We start from the raw sequence: 20,847 nt of genomic DNA, 5'->3' as shown, positions 1-20,847 counted from the left end.
AGGCACGGGGCAATCGGAGGAAGCAACGAAATGACGAACATCGCTAAACTGCTCTGTGGTGCTGCGCTCGCTGCCATCGCCATCGCGCCGGCTTCGGCCAAGGAATTGAACAAGGTCGGTATCTCGGTGGGCCTGCTCGGCAATCCCTTCTTCGTCGCCACGATCAAAGGCATCGAGGATGAGGCCAAGAAGATCAATCCGAAGGTCCAGGTGACCTCGGTATCTGCCGATTACGACCTGAATAAGCAGGTCTCCCAGGTGGATTCTTTCATCGCCGCCGGCGTCGACGTGATCATGCTCAATGCGGTGGACGCAAAGGCGATCGCTCCGGCGGTGAAAAAGGCGCAGGCGGCGGGTATTGTGGTCGCGGCTTTCGACGTCTCCGCTCCGGGCGCCGACGTCACAGTCATGACCAATAACGTGAAGGCCGGCCAGGAGGCCTGCCAATATCTCGTCGATCACACCGGCGGGAAGGGCAATTACGTCATCCTCAACGGACCGGCGTCGTCGTCAATTCTCGAGCGTGTCAAGGGATGCAAGGACGTGCTCAAGCAGCATCCGGATATCAAGATCCTCTCCGACGATCAGAACGCCGAAGGCTCGCGGGACGGCGGCTTAAAGGTCTTCCAGTCGTTGCTGACCCGCTTCGACAAGATCGACGCCGTATTCGCAATCAACGACCCGACGGCGATCGGCGCCCAGCTCGCGGCGAAGCAGCTCAAGCGATCGGAGTTCGTCATCACCGCCGTCGACGGCGCGCCTGACATCGAGAAGGAGTTTTCCTCCGGCACCTCGCTCATCAAGGCCTCGGCCTCGCAGGACCCGTATGTGATGGCCGGCCAGTCGCTGCGGATGGCTGCCGACGTGCTGGCGGGTAAGAAGCCGGCCGAGCCGGTCGTGCTGCTCGACCCCAAGCTGATCACGGCCGAGAACCTGAAGGACTATAAGGGTTGGACGGCGGTGCGCTAGAGCTGCTGCAAACTAGGCGCGGTCGCTTCGTTGCGGCCGCACCAGATTTCCCGACAGGCGGAGATGATTATGTCGCGCATTGGAATCCACTCGTTCGTCTGGTCGGCCAGTTCCGCGCAAGCCGAACTCGAACGGACGCTGGCCAGTACCAAGGAGGCCGGCTTCGATCTCATCGAGTTCTCCTATCTCGATCCGGCCAATGTCGATATCGACAGACTGGCCGGGCGCATTGCTGACTTGGACCTCGGCGTTGCGATCAGCATCGGCCTGCCGGATGAGGGCGATATTTCCAGCGCCGACAGCGCGATCGCTGCGCGCGGCATTGAAATCCTGAACAGAACGATATCGCTGACGCGCGATCTCGGCGGCCGGAAGCTCGGCGGAATCCTGTCCTCCGGCCATGGACTGCAGACCGCGGCCGGCACCTGCGATCAATGGAAACGCAGTGCGGCCACGCTTGCCCAGGTCGCGGAGCGAGCCAAGGCCGCCGGCGTCACCCTCAATCTGGAGATCGTGAACCGCTTCGAAAGCAATCTGCTCAACACCACGGCACAAGGGCTCGCGTTCATTGAGGATAGCGGCTCTGACAACATCTTCCTCCATCTCGACACCTTCCATATGAACCTGGAGGAGGCCGATATCGGGCTCGCCATTCGCCGTGCCACGAACAAGATCGGCTACGTCCATATCGGCGAGAGCCATCGTGGCTTCCTCGGTACCGGCAGCATCGATTTCGGAGGGGTCTTCGACGCGCTCACGGCGATCGGCTACAACGACGATCTCAGTTTCGAATCTTTCTCCTCTGAGATCGTTGATCAGAACTTGTCCAGAAAAGCCGCCATCTGGCGCAATCTGTGGACCGACAATATGGAGCTGGCGCGTCATGCTCGCCGGTTCATTGCGCTCGGTTTGGAGACGGCGCGGCGGAAGGCAGAGCTCGTTTGGGCGGCGCAGAAACCGTGAAGATAGTGGTGGTACCTGCAGTTCGCGAAGGGCGGGTCTAGCAGAGAAGTCTCGGTGCCTGAACGTTAGGGCGGAGCCGTGTGACCAAACGACGCGAGCGCGGATGCCGGTTCTACGTCTGGCTCATCGACCGATTGGGTCGACGGCTGCCATCCAGGCTTGGCGATAGGAATCAAGGCCGACAATCGATTTCGGATCGACGGGGTCCGGCTCCGCGATACGGTAAGAGGGCGGCCATTGCGCGAGCATCGCGGCGCCGCGCGCCGTTCCAGCGGCATCTTGCGCCGAAAAGACACGCTGCGTCGGTCGCAGCGCGCCAAGGGTCTGGCAGAAGGCAAGATTGCCGGCGAACGTCCCTTCGATAATGAGATCTCCAACGGTTGCTCCCATCCGGATCAGCATCAGGTCGCTGACCAGGGCGCAATAGAGCGTCGCTAGCGCGGCCCGATTGCGGCTCGCGACGTCGCCGCGGATCACGCCCTTGGTCGCCGCATAAGGTCCGCCCTGGCCGGAGAAGCAGGGCAGGGCCATTGCGCCGGAGGCGATGACGCGCTCGATCGCGTCGAGAGCCGCGTTGCCGCCGCTACCCGCGATCATAGCGTATTCACGTCCACCCATGAAGCGTCCGCAGGCAATCGGGCGGCCCAGGGCGTCGACATTGGCGAGTGTGTCGTCGCGAGGATTGAGCTGATCGAGCGAAAGACCCACACTCATCAGGATCACCCAGGTGCCGGTCGACAGCACGGTGAATGGCGCCCGGCGCGAGACGAGGTAGGGCAGAAGTGAAGCGTTGGAATCGTGGATACCGCAAAAGACCGGCGTATCGGGCGCGAGCCCGCATCCGGCGGCGATGTCGGGCTTGATCGGACCGAGCGGGTCGAAGGCCTGGCGCATCGGTGGCAGCAGATGGCCGACGCCGAGGGCTTCGACGAGGCTCGAGATGTGTCCCTGCCGCGGCGCCCAGAGATCCGTATGAGCGCCGATGGTGGTGACTTCGGAGACCGCGACGCCGCTCAGCCGCCAGGCCCAATATTGCGGATAGCCAACGAAATGCCTCGCTTTGGCGAAGAGGTTCGGACAGCGCCATTTCTGATAGGCGAGTTGCCGGCCGAGATTGAGGCCTGCGGGCAGTTTCGGCGACAGGCTCTCCGAGAAGCGCGGGCGCAACGCAGCATAGTCGGGTTCGATCGCATCGACGTCAGTGAATTCGTAGTCCATGACCGGAGCGGCAAGCTCGCTCTCGCCGATCAAAGCACCGGCTGCGCCATGCGCGGTCGGAACGATCGCGCCGATCTGATGCGTGCGTGCGGCTTCACGAAGGGCATCGAGGAAGAAGCTCCACGCGCTCTCGACGTCTTCGTGCGGATAAGGCGGCCCGGGCAGAACACGATTGGGCGCCGACTTTTCCCAGAGCAGCCGGTCGTGATCGAACAAGGCAAGCTTGACGTTGGTCTTGCCGATGTCGAGCACCGCAATCGTCTGGCTCATCGTCAAGCTCACGGCAAAAGACGATCACTATGGGTATCGCCCGACCGCGTTCTGCGGCCGGGCGCGCACCTGGATCAGAAATCGAAGTCCTTGATATTCTGCTTGGTGAAGACGAAAGGCGAGCCGAGCAGGATCTCGCTGCCATTGACCACGTTCAGCTTGCCGAGCTTGCCCGCCTCGACCGACGTCGCGCCCGGCTTCAGGCTACCATCCACCACGGCACGCATCACATAGGTCGCGGCATAACCGAGATCGACCGGATTCCACAGCACGACCGACTTGACGCAGTCCGCGTTGACATACGGCTTCATCGCGTTGGGCGTGGCGAGGCCGACCACCGCGATCTTGCCGCACAGCTTGGCCTTGGTCACGGCTTCCGCCGAAGCAGGGGTTGCGACCGAGGTCATGCCGAATAGGCCAGCCAGCTTGTCGCCATGCTTGTTGATCAGCGTCGTCGCCTGGTTGAAGGACAGGTTGTTGTCCTCCTGTGCCTCGACCGTTTCCAGCCATTTCAGCTTGGGATGGCATTTCTGGGCATAGGCCCACATTTCGGCGATCCAGCGTGCCTGGTTCGGCGTCGTGAAGGTTGAGGTGACGATCGCAAAACCCTTGTCCTCGCCGGCCTCCTTGGCCATCGAATCGATCATCGCTTTGGCAATGCCGTTGAATTCGGCCTGGTTCACGAACCATTCGCGCGCATCCGGCGTCGAGTTGGCGTCGTAACCGACGACGTGGATGCCCTTGGACAGCGCCTTCTTCAGCACGGGCGCGATCGCCACCGGATCGTTGGCGGCGAAGAGAATGCCGTCGACGCCGCTGGTGATGTAGTTGTCGATGAACTTGATCTGCTCATCGATCTTGGCTTCGGTCGGGCCGTCGGTCTTCACCGTGACGTTGCCGAGCGCCTTGGCGGCGTCCTGCATGCCTTTCGAGGTCGCGTTGAAGTAACCGATGCCGATCAGTTTTGGCACGTCGACCAGCGTGATCGGTTTGCCGGCCTTGTCGGGCGCATTGGTCGGCTTGCCGCCGTCGTAAAGCTTGGCGGCTGGCGCGGCGTTGGCCTCGCCCGCCGAGCAGGCCAGCGGATTGACCGGCAGGTCGTCCGCGCCGTCCCATCTCTTGTCCGCCGCCGAGGCCGTTCCGGCCAGCAGCGTCGCGCCGAGGAATGCAGCAGCTAATCCGAGCTTCATCTTGTTTCCTCCCATTTTGATGCCGCTTTTTTGCGGCTAGACACGCCGTCAAACGCCCTCGCGTCTCCGCTGGAGCGAACTCGCCACAAGAGTTGAAAGGATGAGGACCGTGCCGATGACGACAATCGTCGCGTCGCCCTTGACCCCGGTCAGGGCGAGCCCGTTTTTCAAGAGCTGGATCATCGCGATGCCCACCACTGTGCCCCAGATGGTGCCAACGCCTCCGAATATGCTGGTGCCACCGAGCACGACCGCCGCGATCACGTCGAGCTCGTAGCCGATCCCCATGTCCGAGCGGGTCGTAGTCACCCGCGAGACGAGAACACAGGCGGAAAGGCCGGCCATCAAGCCCGACAGCGTATAGATGATCAGCTTGACGCGATCGACCGGCAAACCGGAGAATCGCGCGGCAGTCTCGTTGTTGCCGATCGCATAGAGCGTCCGGCCAAACGTGGTGCGGTCGAGAACGACTGCCGAGACCACGATCGCGATCAGCAAGAGCCAGAGCTGCGCCGGCACACCCAAGAGATTCTCCTGTCCGACGAAGTAGAACCATTCCGGGTAGCCGCGCACCGAACGCGCCTGGCTGATGCCCTCGGCGAGGCCGCGATAGAGCGCGAGCGTCGCGATGGTCATGATCAGGGGCGGCACTTTCACCTTGGTGATCACGATGCCGTTGAGAAAGCCCGCCGCGGCGCCGACAAGCAGCGAAAAGCCGATCGCCAGCGGCAGGGGAAAGCCGAAGGTCTTCCAGGAATAGCCGAGCAGGATCGCGCAGAGGCCGACGATCGAGCCGACCGACAGATCGATGCCGCCGGTAATGATGATGAAGGTCATCGGCAGCGCGATCAGCCCGACCTCTGTCGTCAACCTGCCCTGGTTGAGCAGATTGTCGAGCGTGAGGAAGCGGCTGTTCATGCCGCCGAGCCCGATCAGCGCGATGAGCAGGATGAGCGCCAGCATGGTTTCGTGGCGCAGCAGCCACCAGGGGATGACGCGCTTGGCGGCCTGGGCGAGGGGGATCTCGCTCATGGCGCTCATGCTCCGGCCATGCGCCGGCGCCGCAGAATGTCGGCGATCACGGTCACGAGGATGAGCACGCCCTGGACCGCGCGGATCCAGTAAGGGGAGACGTCGATGAAGACCAGCGCGCTGGCAATCTCGGCGATCAGGACGGCCGCAAAGGTCGAGCCGACCACCGTGCCAACGCCGCCGAGAATGCTGACGCCGCCGACGACCGACGCGGTGATGATCGTCAATTCGAGATTGGGCGGCACGGTCGACTGGATGACGCGCAACTGCGTTGCATAGAGCAGGGCGGCCGCCCCGGCGAACAAGCCGTGCAGCGCGAAAACCATCACGATCGTGCGCGGCTGCGAAATGCCGCATAGCCGCGCCGCTTCGGCGTTGCCGCCAACGGCATAGATGGCGCGGCCCGAGGCCGAATAGCGCATCCATAACGCGGCCAGGATCGTCACCAAGATCATGAGAAAGACCGGAAACGGCAATAGGCCGAAGAGCTCGATATCGGCGAGATGGAAACTGTCGGGCAGGTCGGTTATCCATTTGCCTCCGGTGACGCTGATCAGGCCGCCTTTGAGGATCGAGAGCATGCCGAGGGTCACCACGATCGCCGGAATGCGCAGATAGGCGATAATGACGCCCTGAAAGGCCATCACCACAACGCCGGCAACGAGTGCTGCAAGCCAGGCGACGACAATCGGCGCGCCATTCACGGCCAGAGTGCCGCTGATCGTCGCCAGGACGCCGATCAGCGCGCCGACCGAAATATCGATGTTGCCTGATACGATCACCATCGACATGCCGACTGCAGCGACGGCGATATAGGCGTTGCCGAGCAGCACGTCGGACAAGTTGCGTGCCGCCAGAAAGCGCGGATTGTTAAGACCGACGGCGATGGCAAGGCCGATCACTGCGATCGCGAGCAGAGCCTCCTGCGAGGCAAGCACCTTCAGCCGCCGTCGCGGATCAGTCCCGACGCCGGCCAAGGTCATCGCCGTCATGCCGCTTTCTCCGCGTTTTCGTGGCTGCCCATCATCGCCGCGCCGACCGACTCCTGGGTCGCTTCTTCGCGAGAGAATTCGGCAACGATACGGCCCTCGCGCATCACGAGCACGCGGTCGCTCATGCCGAGCACCTCCGGCAGCTCGCTGGAGATCATCAGGATGGCGAGCCCCTGGGCCGCAAGCTCGCCCATCAAGCGATGGATCTCCGCCTTGGCGCCGACATCGATGCCGCGTGTCGGTTCGTCGAGGATCAACAGCTTCGGTCCATTGGCGAGCCATTTACCGAGCACTATCTTTTGTTGATTGCCGCCGGAGAGCTTGCCAGCGATCTGCTCGAGCGAGCTCGTCTTGACCGCAAAGCGCCTGACGCCATCGCCGGCGAGCCTGCGTTCGGCTCCGCGATCGATGAAGCCGCCGATCGCGACCTTGCCCAGCGCGGCGAGGCTGAAGTTTTCGCGCACCGTCATCGGCCGCACCAGCCCCTGCGTGCCGCGATCCTCGGGGACATAGGCGACACCCAGAGACCTTGCCTGGGCCGGCGAGCGAATATCGACACGCTGTCCGCCGATCCGGGTTTCCCCGCTCTCGGCCGGTGTGACGCCAAAAATGGTTTGGGCGAGTTCGCTACGACCCGAGCCGACGAGGCCGGCAAGGCCGACGATCTCGCCGGCCCGCACTGTGAGCGAGACGCTTCTTGTCAGCGGCTGTCGCTCGAGCTCCGTCACCTCCAGCACCGGCTCGCCGATCGGAACCGTGACCTTCGGGAACAGGCTTTCGATTTTACGCCCAACCATCAATTGCACGAGCCCGGCTGCGTCCGTCTCGGCGACGCGTCTGGTCGCGACATGCGCGCCGTCGCGCAGCACGGTGACACGATCGGCAATCGCAAAAATCTCATCGAGGCGATGGCTGATATAGATCACGGCGACGCCGCGGGCCTTCAGCTTGCGCACGATGTCGAACAGCCGCGTCACGTCGTACTCGGTCAGGGCCGCGGTCGGCTCGTCCATGATCAGGATGCGCGCATCTTGCGACAGCGCGCGCAGGATTTCGACGCGCTGGCGATTTCCCACGCTGAGCGAGCCGACGATCCGGTCGGCTTGCAGATCATGAATCTCGAGCGAGGCGAGCAGGGCATTCGTCTTCTCGCGCATCGCCCGCCAGTCGATCCGGCGCAGGCCCGCGCGCGGCGCGTGACCCATGAAGATGTTCTCGGCGACCGTGAGTTCCGGAAACAGCAGCAGCTCCTGATAGATTGTCGCGATGCCAGCGCGCCTGGCATCGTCCGGCCGTGCGAGGTCGACCAGCTTGCCGTCCACGAGGACCTCGCCGCGATCGGGCGGGAACACACCGGAGATGATCTTGATCAGCGTCGACTTGCCGGCACCGTTCTCGCCGAGTAAGGCGTGGACCTCGCCCCTGGCTGCTTCGAAGGAGACGCCGGACAGCGCCCGCACGCCCGGAAAGGATTTTTCGATCGCGCGCACCGATAGAAGCGGTGCCGCAGAAGCGTCACGATGCGGATCCGTTGTCATGGTCACGCCGCCGCAGTGGTTTGAGCGCTCGCATCGACGACGACGACGCGGACATCGTGTTCACGCAGCATGTCGAGTGCGTCGTTCGGCGCGTCGGCATCGGTGATCAGCGTGTCGATGCGCGAGAGGGGACAGACGACAAGGCTGCCGCGCGAGAGGAATTTCGAGGAATCGGCGAGCACAATCAGCTTGTCGGCACGCTTCAACAGCTTGGATTCAGCGCGGGCGAGCAGAGGATCGCCTTCGATCACACCGAGAGGTCCGATCGAGATCGCACTCATGAACATCCGCGTCGCCGAATAATGCTGGATCGCATCTTCTTCAAAGGGGGAGACGATCATGCCTTGCTCGCGATAGACCTCGCCGCCCGGCAACGCGACGCGGCATTTCGATGTGTGGATGAGCGTGTCGGCGAGCAGATAGGAATTTGTCAGCACCTTCAACCGGCGTTCGCGCAGATACTCACCCATCTGATAGGTGGTCGTGCCGCCATTGATGATGATAGTGTCGCCGTCGGCGCAGAGGGCGACGGCCGCCTTCGCGATGGCGCGCTTGGCGTCGATGTTGAGTGTTTGGCTGACGTCGAAGGACCGCGTGGCAAGCGAGAGGACGTCGCTCGGTGCGTTTGCGGCTTCGGGCAAAGCTTCGAGTCCGCCATGTACCCTGATCGCGACACCTTGCTCGGCGAGCCTGGCGAAATCGCGCCGTATTGAGGCTTCGGAGACGCCGGTCGCGCGACAAGCGTCGGCGATGCGCACCAGTGACCGCTCGCGCAAGAGCGCTTTGATGACCTGCCAGCGTTCCCGCTCGTGCACGTCGCCCTCCCTTTTGCCCGTAAATAGGTCACGCTCTCGGCCGTCGGTCAACTGTAATCCGTCATAATCAATCATTATCGCGCTGCATCAATCATATTGCGTCGCGATGATGGGTGTCAGTGATTGACCTTGATTGAATCTGTAGCTTAAGCTGCCCGGAGATCAAGCACAGGGAGGATGCGTCATGAGCGAGGTTGCGGCCACGCCCCTGCCAAATCTATGGGACGACGCGCACGCCGCCGGGCTCGATGAAGCAGATCAATTGCTGTACCGCTCGAACCTGCTCGGGGCCGATCTGCGCATCACCAATTTCGGCGGCGGCAACACCTCGGCCAAGATCGAGATGAAGGATCCACTGACGCGCGAGAGCGTGCGCGTGCTCTGGGTCAAAGGCTCAGGCGGTGACATCGGCTCAATGAAGCGCGACGGCTTTTCGACGCTATACCTCGACAAGCTCGAGGGACTAAAAGGCCTTTATCGCGGTCTCGCCCATGAGGACGAGATGGTCGCCTTGTTCAATCACTGCACCTTCGATCTCAATCCACGCGCGACGTCGATCGATACGCCCTTGCACGCCTTCGTGCCGCACCGGCACGTCGATCATGTCCATGCCGATGCGGTCATTGCCATTGCCGCCTCTGAAGACGCCGAGCGTCTGACCCGCGAAGTTTTCGGCGGCAAGCTCGGATTCCTGCAGTGGCAGCGGCCCGGCTTCGATCTCGGTCTGAAGCTCGGCGAGATGGCGGCGCGCCACCCTGATTATGTCGGTGTGGTCCTCGGCGGCCACGGGCTCTTCACCTGGGCCGAGACGTCGAAAGCCTGTTACAGGATGACCTTGCGCGTGATTCAGCAGGCCGCCGATTGGCTTGCAGCACATGAGCAGAAGCCGGCCTTTGGTGGCGCCAAGGTCCAGACGGCCACAGCGGAACGGCGCCGCACAATCGCGGCGAGGCTGATGCCGCTGATCCGCGGCAAGATCTCCGCCGATGAGCGCAAGATCGGCCATTTCACCGATGCGCCGGAGGTGCTGGAGTTCGTCAACTCCAGCGCGCTGACAAAGCTGGCGCCGCTCGGCACCTCCTGTCCGGATCATTTTCTTCGCACCAAGATCCGCCCCTTGCTGCTGCCCTACGAACCCGCGCGTGACAATCTCGAGGAGGTGGTCGCCGGTCTCGACAACGTCCTCGCCGCTTACCGGCGCGACTACACCGCCTATTACGAGCGCTGCAAGCATCCCAATTCGCCGGCCATGCGCGATCCCAACGCAGTCGTGTATCTCGTGCCGGGAGTTGGCATGTTCACCTTCGCCAAGGACAAGCCGACGGCGCGCGTTGCAGCCGAGTTTTACGTCAACGCGATCAACGTCATGCGCGGCGCCTCCGGTGTCAGCGCCTATGTCGGCCTAGCCGAGCAGGAGGCCTTCAATATCGAATACTGGTTGCTGGAAGAGGCCAAGCTCCAGCGCATGCCCAAGCCGAAATCGCTCGCCGGGCGGATCGCCTATGTGACCGGCGGCGCCGGCGGCATTGGCGGGGCAACCGCGCAGCGGTTGCTCGGCGAAGGCGCTTGCCTCGTCATTGCCGATATCGACGAGAAGGCGCTGAACGAGCGCGTTACGGCGATCACGAAGCGCCATGGCCGCGACGCTGCGATCGGTGTGAAGCTCGACGTGACCGACGAGGCCGCGGTCGTCGCTTCGTTCGAAGAGGCCGCACGTGCCTTTGGCGGCGTCGACATCGTCGTCTCGAATGCCGGGATCGCATCGGCCTCACCTGTCGAGGACACGAGTCTTGGGCTCTGGCAGAAGAACATGGACATTCTCGCTACGGGCTATTTCCTTGTCTCGCGCGAAGCCTTCCGGCTGATGCAGCGCCAGAACATCGGCGGCGCCATCATCTTCGTGGCCTCGAAGAATGGCCTAGCCGCATCGGCTGGCGCCTCGGCCTATTGCGCCGCCAAGGCGTCGGAGATTCATCTCGCCCGTTGCCTGGCGCTGGAAGGCGCGGCCCATGGCATCCGCGTCAACACGGTCAATCCGGATGCGGTGCTGCGCGGATCGAAGATCTGGGAAGGCGAATGGCGCCAGCAGCGCGCGGCATCCAACAAGGTTGCCGAAGACCAGCTCGAGGAAGTCTACCGCCAGCGCTCGATGCTCAAACTGTCGGTCTTTCCCGAGGACATCGCCGAGGGCGTCTACTTCTTCGCCTCCGACCTTTCGGCCAAGTCGACCGGCAACATTCTCAATGTCGATGCCGGGAACGCCCAGGCCTTCACGCGATGAGCGCCCCGTTCTCGATCAGTGCGGATTTCATCGCCGAGCACAATGCGCGGCTCGAAGGCGCGACCGGCGAAGACTATGACGCCCTCAAGCGCGCGCTGGCGCGGCACGGCATTGATGCGGACGTTCTGGTACGGAAGGTCATGGCCTTCGGCGTCGCCATTCCGACCTGGGGCGTCGGCACGGGCGGCACGCGATTTGCCCGCTTTCCCGGGCCGGGCGAACCGCGCAATGTTGTCGAGAAGATCGACGATTGCGCGGTGATCCAGCTGCTGGCGCGGGCTACTCCGACGATCTCGCCGCACTTCCCGTGGGACAAGGTGGACGATTACGCCGCGTTGCGCGAACAGGCCGCGAGTCACGGCTTGGCCTTCGACGCGGTCAACTCCAACACCTTCCAGGATCAGCCGGGGCAGGAGCTTTCGTACAAGTTCGGCTCGCTGTCGCATACCGATGCGCGGGTGCGCGCGCAGGCCATCGCCCACAATTTCGAATGTATCGAGATCGGCCGCAAGCTCGGCTCGAAGGCGCTGACCGTCTGGATCGCGGACGGTTCGAACTTTGCCGGCCAAGCGAATCTGACCAAGGCGCTCGACCGTTACATCGATGCGATGCGTGAGATCGTCGCGGCACTGCCCGCCGACTGGCGCGTGTTCCTCGAGCACAAGCTGTACGAACCGGCGTTCTACTCGACCGTGATCTCGGATTGGGGCACGAGTTTTGCCGTCGCGCAGGAGCTCGGACCGAAGGCGCATTGCTTGGTCGACCTCGGCCATCATGCGCCGAACGTGAATATCGAGCAGGTCGTGGCTCGGCTCGTTCGTTACGGGAAGCTCGCCGGCTTTCACTTCAATGATTCAAAATACGGCGATGACGATCTCGACAGTGGCTCGGTCGAGCCGTTCCGGCTGTTTCTCGTCTTCAACGAACTGATCGACGCCGAACGTCGCAAAGCGGAAGGGTTCGCGCCCGCTTATATGATCGACCAGTCGCACAACGTGACCGATCCGATCGAGAGCTTGATGCAATCGGCGATCGAGTTGCAGCGCGCCTATACGCAGGCGCTGATCATCGATCGCGCAGCGCTCGAGGCGGCGCAAGAGACTAATGACGCGCTCGGGGCACATCTCGAACTGAAACGGGCCTTCACCATCGATGTCTCGCCACTCCTCGCCGTCGCCCGGATGCGAGCTGGCGGGGCGATCGCACCTATCGAGGCCTATCGCGCCTCCGGCTACCGGGCGCGAAAAGCGAGCGAACGTCCCCTGGTCGGCGGAGCTTCGGCAGGCATCGTCTAGGAAGGTGATCTCTATTTTCAGGATGGCCGGCGAGCGACCGCAAAACAATGTTTGGCTGGTTCTAACTAGATCAAAATGGCCCATGATGGATTGGACAGATTCACACTGCCAATAACGCAGAATTCTCAAACGCGCTGAGGCTCAGATAGATCCTCACTTCATTGCCAATCGGACCATACTCTGCTTGCCCCCGGGAAGCGGGCCACAGATCGCATTACACGCCTCTCCCGAGCCAACCGTGCAACTCACGATCTCGGGCTGACGCGCTCAAGGTAGCAAATATCGCGCTGCTAATCGCCTGCTGCTGGCTGCGCAGATGATCTCCGAGGAGCTTGTGCCGCGTAATGTAGCCGCGTTTACTCCGGGGATGGCATGGTTCATTAAGAGTTTGGCACCAACTTCGGATACACCGACTGCGGTTGCAATCGTACGGACGGTTTGACGGAGGTCGTTGCCCCATTTCGAGAGCATTTCCCGATCCTCCTTAATTCCGCTAAATGCCCTGACGCGCTGTCGGCCGGAAACACCCACGCTTGTGCTTGCAGAGGATATATCTGGCGACCGAACCTGACCGCGCGGATGAGGCAGATAATCATCTGACGTGACAGCGGAATATCGAAGGCCTTCTTCCTGCCGCCTTTTGGTTTGGGAATGTGCAGCGTGCGGCCGCGAAAATCGATGTGTGAGCTGCTGCCGGTTTGATGGACACCGAGATCAGTTGTTTCATGAAGCCGGAGGTTCGCGATGAAGAGACGGAAGTTCAGTCGCGAGTTCAAGATCGAGGCGGTCAAGCTGGTCAGGGAGCGTGGGGTGTCGGTGGCGCAGGCAGGTCGCGACCGGGATGTTCATGAGAACGTTCTGCGCAAATGCGTGAAGAAGTTCGGCTCCGATCCGGTGCAGGCCTTTCCCGGTTGCGCCGTGAGGTCGCCAAGTTGAAGGCCGAGCGGGATATCCTAGAAAAAGCCGCAGCCTTCTTCGCGAAGGAAGCGACATGAAGTTCGTCTTCATCGCGAAGCACCGGGCGATCTGGCCGGTGGCATGGCTATGCGATGCGCTGGGGGTGTCGCGGTCGGGCTTCCATGCCTGGCTGAATCGCTCGCCCGGCGCCAGATCCCGCAGCGACGAAGAGCTCGGCGGCAAGGTGAAGGCCAGCTTCATGGCGAGCGACCGTACCTATGGCGCGCGCCGGGTGTGGCGTGATCTGCTCGCCGATGGGGCGGACTGTGGCCTGCACCAAATCAAACGGCTGATGCGCCTGCAAGGCTTGCGGGCGCGACCGCGACGCCGGCGCTTGCCGAAGGACAGCGGCGATCGACAGCTCGAGACCGTGCCGGCGAACCTCCTTGACCGCAGTTCGCCGCCGAGCGGCCGAACCAGAAGTGGATCGCCGACTTTACGTATCTCTGGACGGCCGAGGGCTGGCTCTAGGTCGCAGCAGTGATCGCCCTGTTCTCAAGCCGGGTGGTGGGTTGGTCGATGAGCGCCGCCATGAAAGCTCAGTTGGTAACCGACGCCCTGCTGATGGCCGTCTGGCGGCGCGGCAAGCCGGACGCCCTGGTGCACCACTCCGATCAGGGCAGTCAGTACACCAGCGAGCAGTTCCAGCGTTCGATGGCCGACAACGGCATTCTCTGCAGCATGAGCCGTTCCGGCAACGTCTGGGACAACGCGGCGATGGAGAGCTTCTTTTCGTCGCTCAAGACCGAACGGACCGCCAACAAGATCTACCGAACCAGAGACGAGGCACGAGCCGATGTGTTCGACTACATCGAAAGATTTTACAACACGGTCCGCAGGCACTCGACCATCGGCTGTTCAGCCCGGTTGAGTTCGAGCGCAAGGTGGGATTAGCTTAACCTGGTGTACATCAAACCGGCAGCAGCTCATACGTACTTTTCATGGACCCGGAAGCTCTCGAAGCCAAGGGGCTGCGTCCATCGCAGGTTAGGCAGGCTCATGTCGAGCATTTTGAAATGAGACTTGGTGAGCGCGCTACGGTCGTCCCAGTAAAGGAGGGCAGGGTTTACGGGATGGTCATGCGTCTCACACACGCTGAGATCGACCAACTGTATTCGCAGCCTAGCGTCGTTGAGTACAGGCCCGAGCCGGTTCTCGTAGATTTGGGCGACGGCAGCGCCGAGCCCGCTCTATGTTTCAATCTGCCCGACGCGTGCCTCGCGCGGCATACTTCCACGCGGTCCAATCCAAGCTCTTCCAACGGCGCGAGCGCTCTCGAAGCTCGCGGCGGTCCCAAGGTGCATTCGGCTGCGCGTTATCCTGGATGTGCTTCGGAAGGGGCGTACGTCGTTCTCAGATGCAGACCGTAGCTTGCAACCCGATATCATCGGCACGCAAAAGGTGTTTAAGTTCAGCGATTTGCTCTGCACGGTGCGTAATAATACGCAACCAGCGTTAAGACTAACGTGGAAAGTTGGATGTACGGTTTTGGTAGGGCGCCGACTTCGGGCGAGCGGACCAATGAGGCCTGAATCCCTGTCGCGCTTTGCGGGAAGCCGTTTGCCAGAGGCTCGTCGAATCCGTCGGAGCGCTCAGCCCAAGTGACAAGGCAGCTCCGAACCACTCATGGGGTTGAGGAAATGCCGTCCACAAATGCACCTGCGCAAGCCGCAACGATATGGAGTATTCGAAATCTGCTCGTCGCAGCAGTCTCGCTACTCGCGCTCTTCGGCGTTGCTATCTCCGGGTATGTCTTGCGCAGTGCAAGCGTGGAGCGTGCCACGGCGGCCGACGCGGCTTCAGTGAACGAGACGGCCGACATGCTGCTGGAAAGCGCCGGCCAATGGGCACGAGAGCGGGGCGCAACCAATCTGGCGCTCAACGGTGCCGACTTTGCCTCTGATAGCCAGAAGACGGCTATCGCAAACTTCCGCAAGCTCGGCGATCAGCCGTTCGAACAGGCGCTGGTCCGTATGTCGGAAAGGCATTTCTCCGGGAAGGATCAGATGATCGCGAGCGCGAGGCGTGCGCATGAGCAGCTGACGGCGCTTCGAGCACTGGCAGACGCCGAAATGACGAAGTCGGCGAGCGTGCGAGACAAAGCCGTCGTCTCTCAGTGGGCGCCCACAATCACCTCACTTATCATTGCGAGCCAGTCTCTCCGTGTGGCCGCAGCAATGGAGGAGGATGACATCCGGTCTCGACTGTCGAGCGTGCAGAACTTCAAGCATTTCGTGTGGATAATGAGCGAGTATCTCGGTCGCGAGCGGGCTGCGGTGGCAGCGCTTGTGGCATCCGGCAAGCCGATGAGTTCCCAGGAAATTAGCAATCTGTCCGCCTTTACAGGACGACTTGAGGCGGCGTGGGACTATGTGCAGGCCTATGCCGCTAAATCGTCGGCACCGGCAAGCATCGTGGCGGGCACCGAGCGCGTGCGCGAGAAAGTCTTCCGCAGCTTCGAGGAAACCCGCAAGCGTGTCTATGCCGCCGGTCTTGGCGGCGGGAATTATCCGATCAGTTCCGCTGATTGGTTTGGTCAGTCAACCCAAGCGATTGACGAGGTGATCGCGCTCAGCGCGACGGCCAGTCAGGAAGCCGCAAAACTCACCGACGCAGCGCAGCGCAACAGCCTGCACACGCTGCTTGTGAATGGCGTTCTGATGGCTCTGTCTACCCTCCTTGCGGCCGGCGCCCTCTGGATAGTCTTCGAGCGAATAATTTGTTCCATGAACCAGATGACGCGGGCCATGGGTACAATCGCCGGAGGCGGGACCGAAATCGTGGTGCCTTGCCTGGATCGTCGGGACGAGATGGGGGCGATGGCGCACGCATTGCTCGTGTTCCAGGATAATGCGGAAAAGATCCGGTCGATGCAGGCAGAGCGCGAGGCGCTCGAAAAAGCGGCCCAGGCGGAAAAGGCTGCCGCAATGAAGCTGCTTGCTGATGACTTCGAAGCTAGGATTGGCGAGATCGTCGAGACAGTTTCTTCGGCCTCTACTGAACTGGAGGCATCCGCCAAGACGCTCACCGCCACGGCAGATCGGTCGCAGCAGTTGGCAACGGCTGTAGCAGCTGCCTCAGAGCAGGCCACTGCCAATGTGCAATCGGTTGCCTCGGCGACTGAGCAACTGACTTCCTCGGTGACTGAGATTGGCCGCCAGGTTCAGGAATCGGCCCGGATGGCCGGCGACGCCGTTGGTCAGGCTCGGGCCACCAATGACCGCGTCGGTGAGCTGTCGAAGGCAGCTGGCCGCATTGGCGACGTTGTCGAGCTCATCAACACCATCGCGAGCCAAACGAACTTGCTAGCGCTCAACGCCACCATCGAGGCGGCGCGCGCAGGCGAGGCAGGTCGCGGCTTTGCCGTGGTCGCTTCCGAAGTGAAGGCATTGGCCGAGCAGACTGCGAAAGCAACTGGTGAAATCAGCCAGCAGATCTTGGGCATCCAGAGTGCAACCGGTGAATCGGTCGGTGCGATCAAGGCAATTTCGGGCACTATCGAGCGCCTGTCGGAAATCTCTTCGACTATCGCCGCGGCCGTGGAAGAGCAGGGCGCGGCGACGCAGGAAATCTCCCGCAACGTGCAGCAGGCTGCGCAAGGCACCCAGCAAGTTTCATCGAACATCAACGACGTTGAGCGCGGTGCAGGCGAGACCGGGTCGGCGTCCTCGCAGGTGCTTTCGGCAGCGCAAATGCTGTCCGGCGACAGCAATCGGCTGAAGCTCGAGGTGACGAAGTTCCTTCAATCCGTTCGTGCGGCTTAACACCCCAGGGCGCCGAGTGAGGGCGGTTTTTAGCAGGCCACTGCCAACGTGCAATCGGTTGCGTCGGTACCGTACGCAAAATTCTGGCAATTGGAGCTGTCGGAGATGATTGGCAGCGTCGGCGTATCCGGATCGCGGTTTTGATCGTATCTAATTTGCCAAAAGCGTATGGGTATCGTGTCCGCCGAAATGCTCCTCATGCCATTCTCCTCGCATCCGATCAGCGAAGCTCAGGCCGCCCACTATACCGATCCAAAAAGAAGAAATGTCGCCTGTTGGCCCCTGGCGGGCCTTGCCGCACCGCTCGCGAACCGTCAGCTCGTGACCCGATGTATGGTCCGGCCGCGCGTTACAAGAGTTTTCGTCAACCTGTCAGATCGCGGTCTTGCATCAATGTATGCGGCCTCTGATTGGAGCGTGCTGTGCTCCGGGCCATCATGGATATCAGCGCGCATTCGAGCTGATTAGCGGACTGGCCTCGAAAGGGCCATTCGGGTCACCAGTGTTCGCATGCGCCAGGAAGACCGATCTTCCATCGTCGTCTCATCCTCTCGCAGACCTCGGCGGGTAAGGGATGTTGGCTACGTCATCTCGATAGCTCCTCACTTCGCGCTATTCCTTTGTTCGTGCGTGCCGGGCGTTCCTTCGTCCCGGCCTGCGCGCGCAGACGCGCCGCGCGCAAGAGGCCGTCAAGGCCGTCGTGCTGTCCTGACGTCTTGCTCTACGCTACGAGGCTGCGCCTTGACGGCCCCGAGCACGGCGCGAGGATCTGCCGTAGCGCTCCCAGCACTTGACCCTGACCAGAATGACCCATGCGGCTTGCACGAACAGCGCGCGTAGGTAGCGGTTGCCACGCCTTGATATCTTGCCGAGGATCGTGCGGTCGTCGGTCGATATCTGCTTCGGCACCAGTCCGAGCCAGGCACCGAACTCGCGGCCTTTCGAGAACACGTCTCCAGTGACGATCGCGGCCGCCATTGCACTCGAGATAAGCGGGCCAATGCCGGACACCGTCATCAGTCGCTCGCAGGCCTTATCTTGACGAGCCAGCGTTTCGATCTCGCTAGACAGCCCCTCGATACGCGCATCCAGCTGGCGCCAGTCGCCCGCCAGATCCTCGATGATGCGTGACATGCGAGGCGAAAGCACATCGGCGCGCGTCGCGAGCATATCCGGCAACTCGGACCGTAGGGAAAGCAGGCCTTGCCGTACGGCGATGCCCCGCTCCAGCAGGAACGCACGGATCTGATTGATGACGCCGGTACGCTGACCGACCAATCGATCGGGGACGCGGTGCAGCGCCCGAAGGTCGAGCTGATGGCGATCTTGGTTGCGACGTATTTCATGGTCGGGCGTTGGACAGCCTCGGCGATGGCTTCCGCATCTCGGAAGTCATTCTTCTGCCCCTTCGAGTAGGGGCGCACGTATTTCGCCGGCACAGGCGGGCGTCGTGGCCAAGCATTTGGAGCTTCCGGCTGAGATGCTGCACGCCGACGCAGGCCTCCATACCGATCAAGCACGGCAGCAAGTTGGCGAGCCGTGTTTCCACCTGGCTGAGTGACCACTTCTGCCGCAGCACGATGGCACCGCGGTGATCGTGACCCACGAGGTGGAACGAGTTCTTGCCGATATCGACGCCGATCACGGCGATCGCTTTGTTGAGGTTCTGAGACATGACTTGAGCGCCCTTGCCAGCTTCTCGCACTGGCGGGCCGGAGCACGGCCGGATCATTCCATTAGCAGACGTAGGCCTGGGGAGGTTCGCGACAGCCGCACCGTCGAGGCGAGCCCGAGATGACCGGAGCGCAAAGACTTTCATGGTGAGCTCCTTAACCAGTGTTTCTGACCGCCTCAGCCAGAATGGCGTAAAGCTGCTGTCTGCTGAATTCCTTTTTGGTGGCTGGCTCTCTGCTGTACTCGACACTTTCCGCGCGATGGGACGTGTGCAGTCTGCCGACGACGGCTTCAGCGTCGGCGCCGGCCTTATCTGGGGCCGTGCTGTGGTGGCTTGTGGCCGCGGTTGAGGTGCATGTAGACCTGCTTGAACAAACTGTATCTTGTCGTTCGCTGTATTGGCGCTTTCGCGGTCGTCAAATATCATCACGGCGATACTGACACCGTCGCCCGCCATCCAGCATATAGTAGGACCTGAAACCCGGCGATTGCCTCAGGATCTGGCCGACCGCACTCCTGGCGCGGCGAGCGGCGTCTGCTACCGAACGAACCTTGGTGTACTTGCGAATGAGCATGTACATGAGCTCACCACGCTGCCAAACGCGCCTCGCATCAAAGGATGTCGGTCCCCGTCAGGCTAGCGCCGACTTCCGGAGCTGGGTCACACCGCCCAGCTGGGCGGGCCTCGCAACGCGCCTTTTTCCAATGAGCCATCTTCGCGCACAAGCGCGGGCGAGGTGCGGAGGCTTAAGAGCCCTCGAACTTGAATGATACGTTGAGCTTGGCGCGATAGGCCTCAACTTTTCCCTTGTCATCAAGTTGCATATCGAGCTTGATGACCTCTGCAATGCGAAGATCGCGGAGAGATTTTGCTGCTTGCTCGACCGCATTGGCGGCCGCTTTCTCCCACGAGTCACTGCTGGTACCGACCAGTTCTATGACCTTGTAGACGCTATCAGGCATGTCGTCCTCCTGTCCGGCTGACCCAGGAAATCTAGCATCAGGATCTCGACGCCGATACCGTTTCGCGAATGCCCCGGAACCGGGAAGGAGACAACTGCATTTGGCGGAGGGCGGCTCTTGGCCCAAGCTAACCTGTCGGAATAGCGCCATCATGTCCTGCGGCTGGCTGACGGAAAAGGGGCCGACTGGCTGTCGCTTACCTGTTGAGCTGTCCTCTGTCCCAATCGCCCTGATGCTGGCCTTGGGGCCGCAGGGTCGGACAGCACCAGGATGCCCGCTTGTGACCCGGATCGTACGTCGGATCTCGTGTTGCGGCGTAGCCGTAGACACCGCTGCCCCATGGAATGCTCTTCATTTAAACTTCGACGGAGCAGTCGTTGACGTTCTGAAGCGCAGAGGCGTCTACTTCGGCTCTTGGCCTGAGGCTGATTACATCCGAGTCTGTCAAAACGTCTGCTGCTGAGGGTCAACTGGAAGCAGCTGCAGCTGGATCGACCGCCGATTTTGACCCATTGGGGAAGTCGCCTGCCAATTCCGCGATGAGGCAAAACACCGCGCCAAATTCAGTAACGTGGTATGATGTAGTCTGGGCTAAAGGAGCCAATGGTGCGGCGATCGGCAGCGACTGGAAAGACGGCCGGCGGACGTCAGAGGACAACCGTCCCGCGCCGCCGCGCCGCGCTCCCTCAAGCTGATCAAGAACTTCACGCTGTTCTCGACACGATCGACTACGGCATTCTGTTCATGGGTTCCGATCTTCGCGCCAAGCTGATCAATCGCGCTTTCCGCAAAATGTGGGACATCTCGGATGAATTCATCCGCGATACCCGCCCGACGATGCGCGACCTCGTCACCTATGTCTGGGGCAAGAATCTCTATGACGTCCCAGCGGATCAGTTCGAGCAATATGTCGAGAAGCGTGTCGA

The 20,847-nt window shown here is 61.8% G+C and carries 12 protein-coding genes and 5 pseudogenes; 7 read left to right on the top strand and 10 right to left on the bottom strand.

What is annotated here, in order from left to right:
* Positions 1 to 30 precede the first annotated feature (30 nt).
* Together BM374_RS36000 and BM374_RS35995 are read left to right on the top strand one after the other, a co-directional pair.
* Positions 31 to 969 carry an ABC transporter substrate-binding protein gene (locus BM374_RS36000; protein ID WP_092303503.1) on the top strand — a complete coding sequence of 313 codons (939 nt, stop codon included), beginning with the start codon at positions 31 to 33 and terminating at the stop codon, positions 967 to 969.
* A gap of 69 nt (positions 970 to 1,038) precedes the next feature.
* Positions 1,039 to 1,932 carry a sugar phosphate isomerase/epimerase family protein gene (locus tag BM374_RS35995; protein ID WP_092303501.1) on the top strand — a complete coding sequence of 298 codons (894 nt, stop codon included), beginning with the start codon at positions 1,039 to 1,041 and terminating at the stop codon, positions 1,930 to 1,932.
* 123 nt (positions 1,933 to 2,055) lie between these two features.
* Here the strand turns inward: BM374_RS35995 and BM374_RS35990 are convergent, their stop codons facing one another.
* The 6 genes from BM374_RS35990 to BM374_RS35965 form a co-directional block, all read right to left on the bottom strand.
* Positions 2,056 to 3,420, bottom strand: a complete 1,365-nt coding sequence (locus tag BM374_RS35990) for an FGGY-family carbohydrate kinase (protein WP_092303499.1) — start codon at positions 3,418 to 3,420, stop codon at positions 2,056 to 2,058.
* Positions 3,421 to 3,494: 74 nt separating this feature from the next.
* The gene (locus BM374_RS35985; protein ID WP_092303545.1) at positions 3,495 to 4,610 is read right to left on the bottom strand and encodes an autoinducer 2 ABC transporter substrate-binding protein; all 1,116 of its coding nucleotides are present in this window, start codon (positions 4,608 to 4,610) and stop codon (positions 3,495 to 3,497) included.
* A gap of 48 nt (positions 4,611 to 4,658) precedes the next feature.
* Positions 4,659 to 5,651, bottom strand: coding sequence for an ABC transporter permease (locus BM374_RS35980; protein ID WP_092303497.1), 993 nt, complete (start codon positions 5,649 to 5,651; stop codon positions 4,659 to 4,661).
* Entirely contained in the window at positions 5,648 to 6,634 is a 987-nt protein-coding gene (locus tag BM374_RS35975) for an ABC transporter permease (protein ID WP_092303495.1), read from the bottom strand. Before BM374_RS35975 ends, BM374_RS35980 begins: the two co-directional genes overlap by 4 nt.
* Complete coding sequence (locus tag BM374_RS35970) at positions 6,631 to 8,172, bottom strand: sugar ABC transporter ATP-binding protein (protein WP_177248777.1); 1,542 nt, start codon at positions 8,170 to 8,172, stop codon at positions 6,631 to 6,633. Before BM374_RS35970 ends, BM374_RS35975 begins: the two co-directional genes overlap by 4 nt.
* A 2-nt stretch (positions 8,173 to 8,174) precedes the next feature.
* Positions 8,175 to 8,987 (bottom strand): DeoR/GlpR family DNA-binding transcription regulator, encoded by an 813-nt coding sequence (locus tag BM374_RS35965; RefSeq protein WP_092303543.1) that lies wholly within the window; start codon positions 8,985 to 8,987, stop codon positions 8,175 to 8,177.
* Positions 8,988 to 9,171: 184 nt separating this feature from the next.
* Between BM374_RS35965 and BM374_RS35960 the strand changes: the two genes are divergently transcribed.
* Both BM374_RS35960 and rhaI read left to right on the top strand, forming a co-directional pair.
* Entirely contained in the window at positions 9,172 to 11,268 is a 2,097-nt protein-coding gene (locus BM374_RS35960; RefSeq protein ID WP_092303492.1) for a bifunctional rhamnulose-1-phosphate aldolase/short-chain dehydrogenase, read from the top strand.
* Positions 11,265 to 12,563, top strand: coding sequence for an L-rhamnose catabolism isomerase (rhaI, locus tag BM374_RS35955; RefSeq protein ID WP_092303490.1), 1,299 nt, complete (start codon positions 11,265 to 11,267; stop codon positions 12,561 to 12,563). The genes BM374_RS35960 and rhaI overlap by 4 nt, the downstream gene beginning before the upstream one ends.
* Positions 12,564 to 12,777: 214 nt before the next feature.
* Here the strand turns inward: rhaI and BM374_RS39740 are convergent.
* Positions 12,778 to 13,246 (bottom strand): annotated as a pseudogene (locus tag BM374_RS39740) (site-specific integrase); the annotation flags it as partial.
* Between the two features lie 61 nt (positions 13,247 to 13,307).
* On the opposite strand from BM374_RS39740, the pseudogene BM374_RS35945 reads away from it, so the two are divergent.
* Together BM374_RS35945 and BM374_RS39095 are read left to right on the top strand one after the other, a co-directional pair.
* Positions 13,308 to 14,419 (top strand): annotated as a pseudogene (locus BM374_RS35945) (IS3 family transposase).
* Between the two features lie 741 nt (positions 14,420 to 15,160).
* Positions 15,161 to 17,284 (top strand): methyl-accepting chemotaxis protein, encoded by a 2,124-nt coding sequence (locus BM374_RS39095; RefSeq protein ID WP_177248776.1) that lies wholly within the window; start codon positions 15,161 to 15,163, stop codon positions 17,282 to 17,284.
* Positions 17,285 to 18,046: 762 nt separating this feature from the next.
* On the opposite strand, the pseudogene BM374_RS35930 reads toward BM374_RS39095, so the two are convergent.
* From BM374_RS35930 to BM374_RS35920, 3 genes and pseudogenes are all read right to left on the bottom strand, one after another.
* Positions 18,047 to 18,959 (bottom strand): annotated as a pseudogene (locus tag BM374_RS35930) (IS110 family RNA-guided transposase); the annotation flags it as partial.
* 354 nt (positions 18,960 to 19,313) lie between these two features.
* Positions 19,314 to 19,539: pseudogene (locus BM374_RS39735) on the bottom strand (hypothetical protein); the annotation flags it as partial.
* Positions 19,540 to 19,705: 166 nt separating this feature from the next.
* On the bottom strand, positions 19,706 to 19,921 hold the full coding sequence (locus BM374_RS35920) for a dodecin family protein (RefSeq protein WP_092303486.1): 216 nt from the start codon (positions 19,919 to 19,921) through the stop codon (positions 19,706 to 19,708).
* A 744-nt stretch (positions 19,922 to 20,665) separates the two neighbouring features.
* Between BM374_RS35920 and BM374_RS39090 the strand changes: the two are divergent.
* A pseudogene (locus tag BM374_RS39090) lies at positions 20,666 to 20,847 on the top strand (GGDEF domain-containing protein); the annotation flags it as partial.

It is taken from the genome of Bradyrhizobium sp. Ghvi, assembly GCF_900115265.1.
Taxonomy (GTDB): Bacteria; Pseudomonadota; Alphaproteobacteria; order Rhizobiales; family Xanthobacteraceae; genus Bradyrhizobium.
Note: the sequence above shows the minus strand (reverse complement) of the source record. Positions and strands in the feature narration are given on the sequence as shown.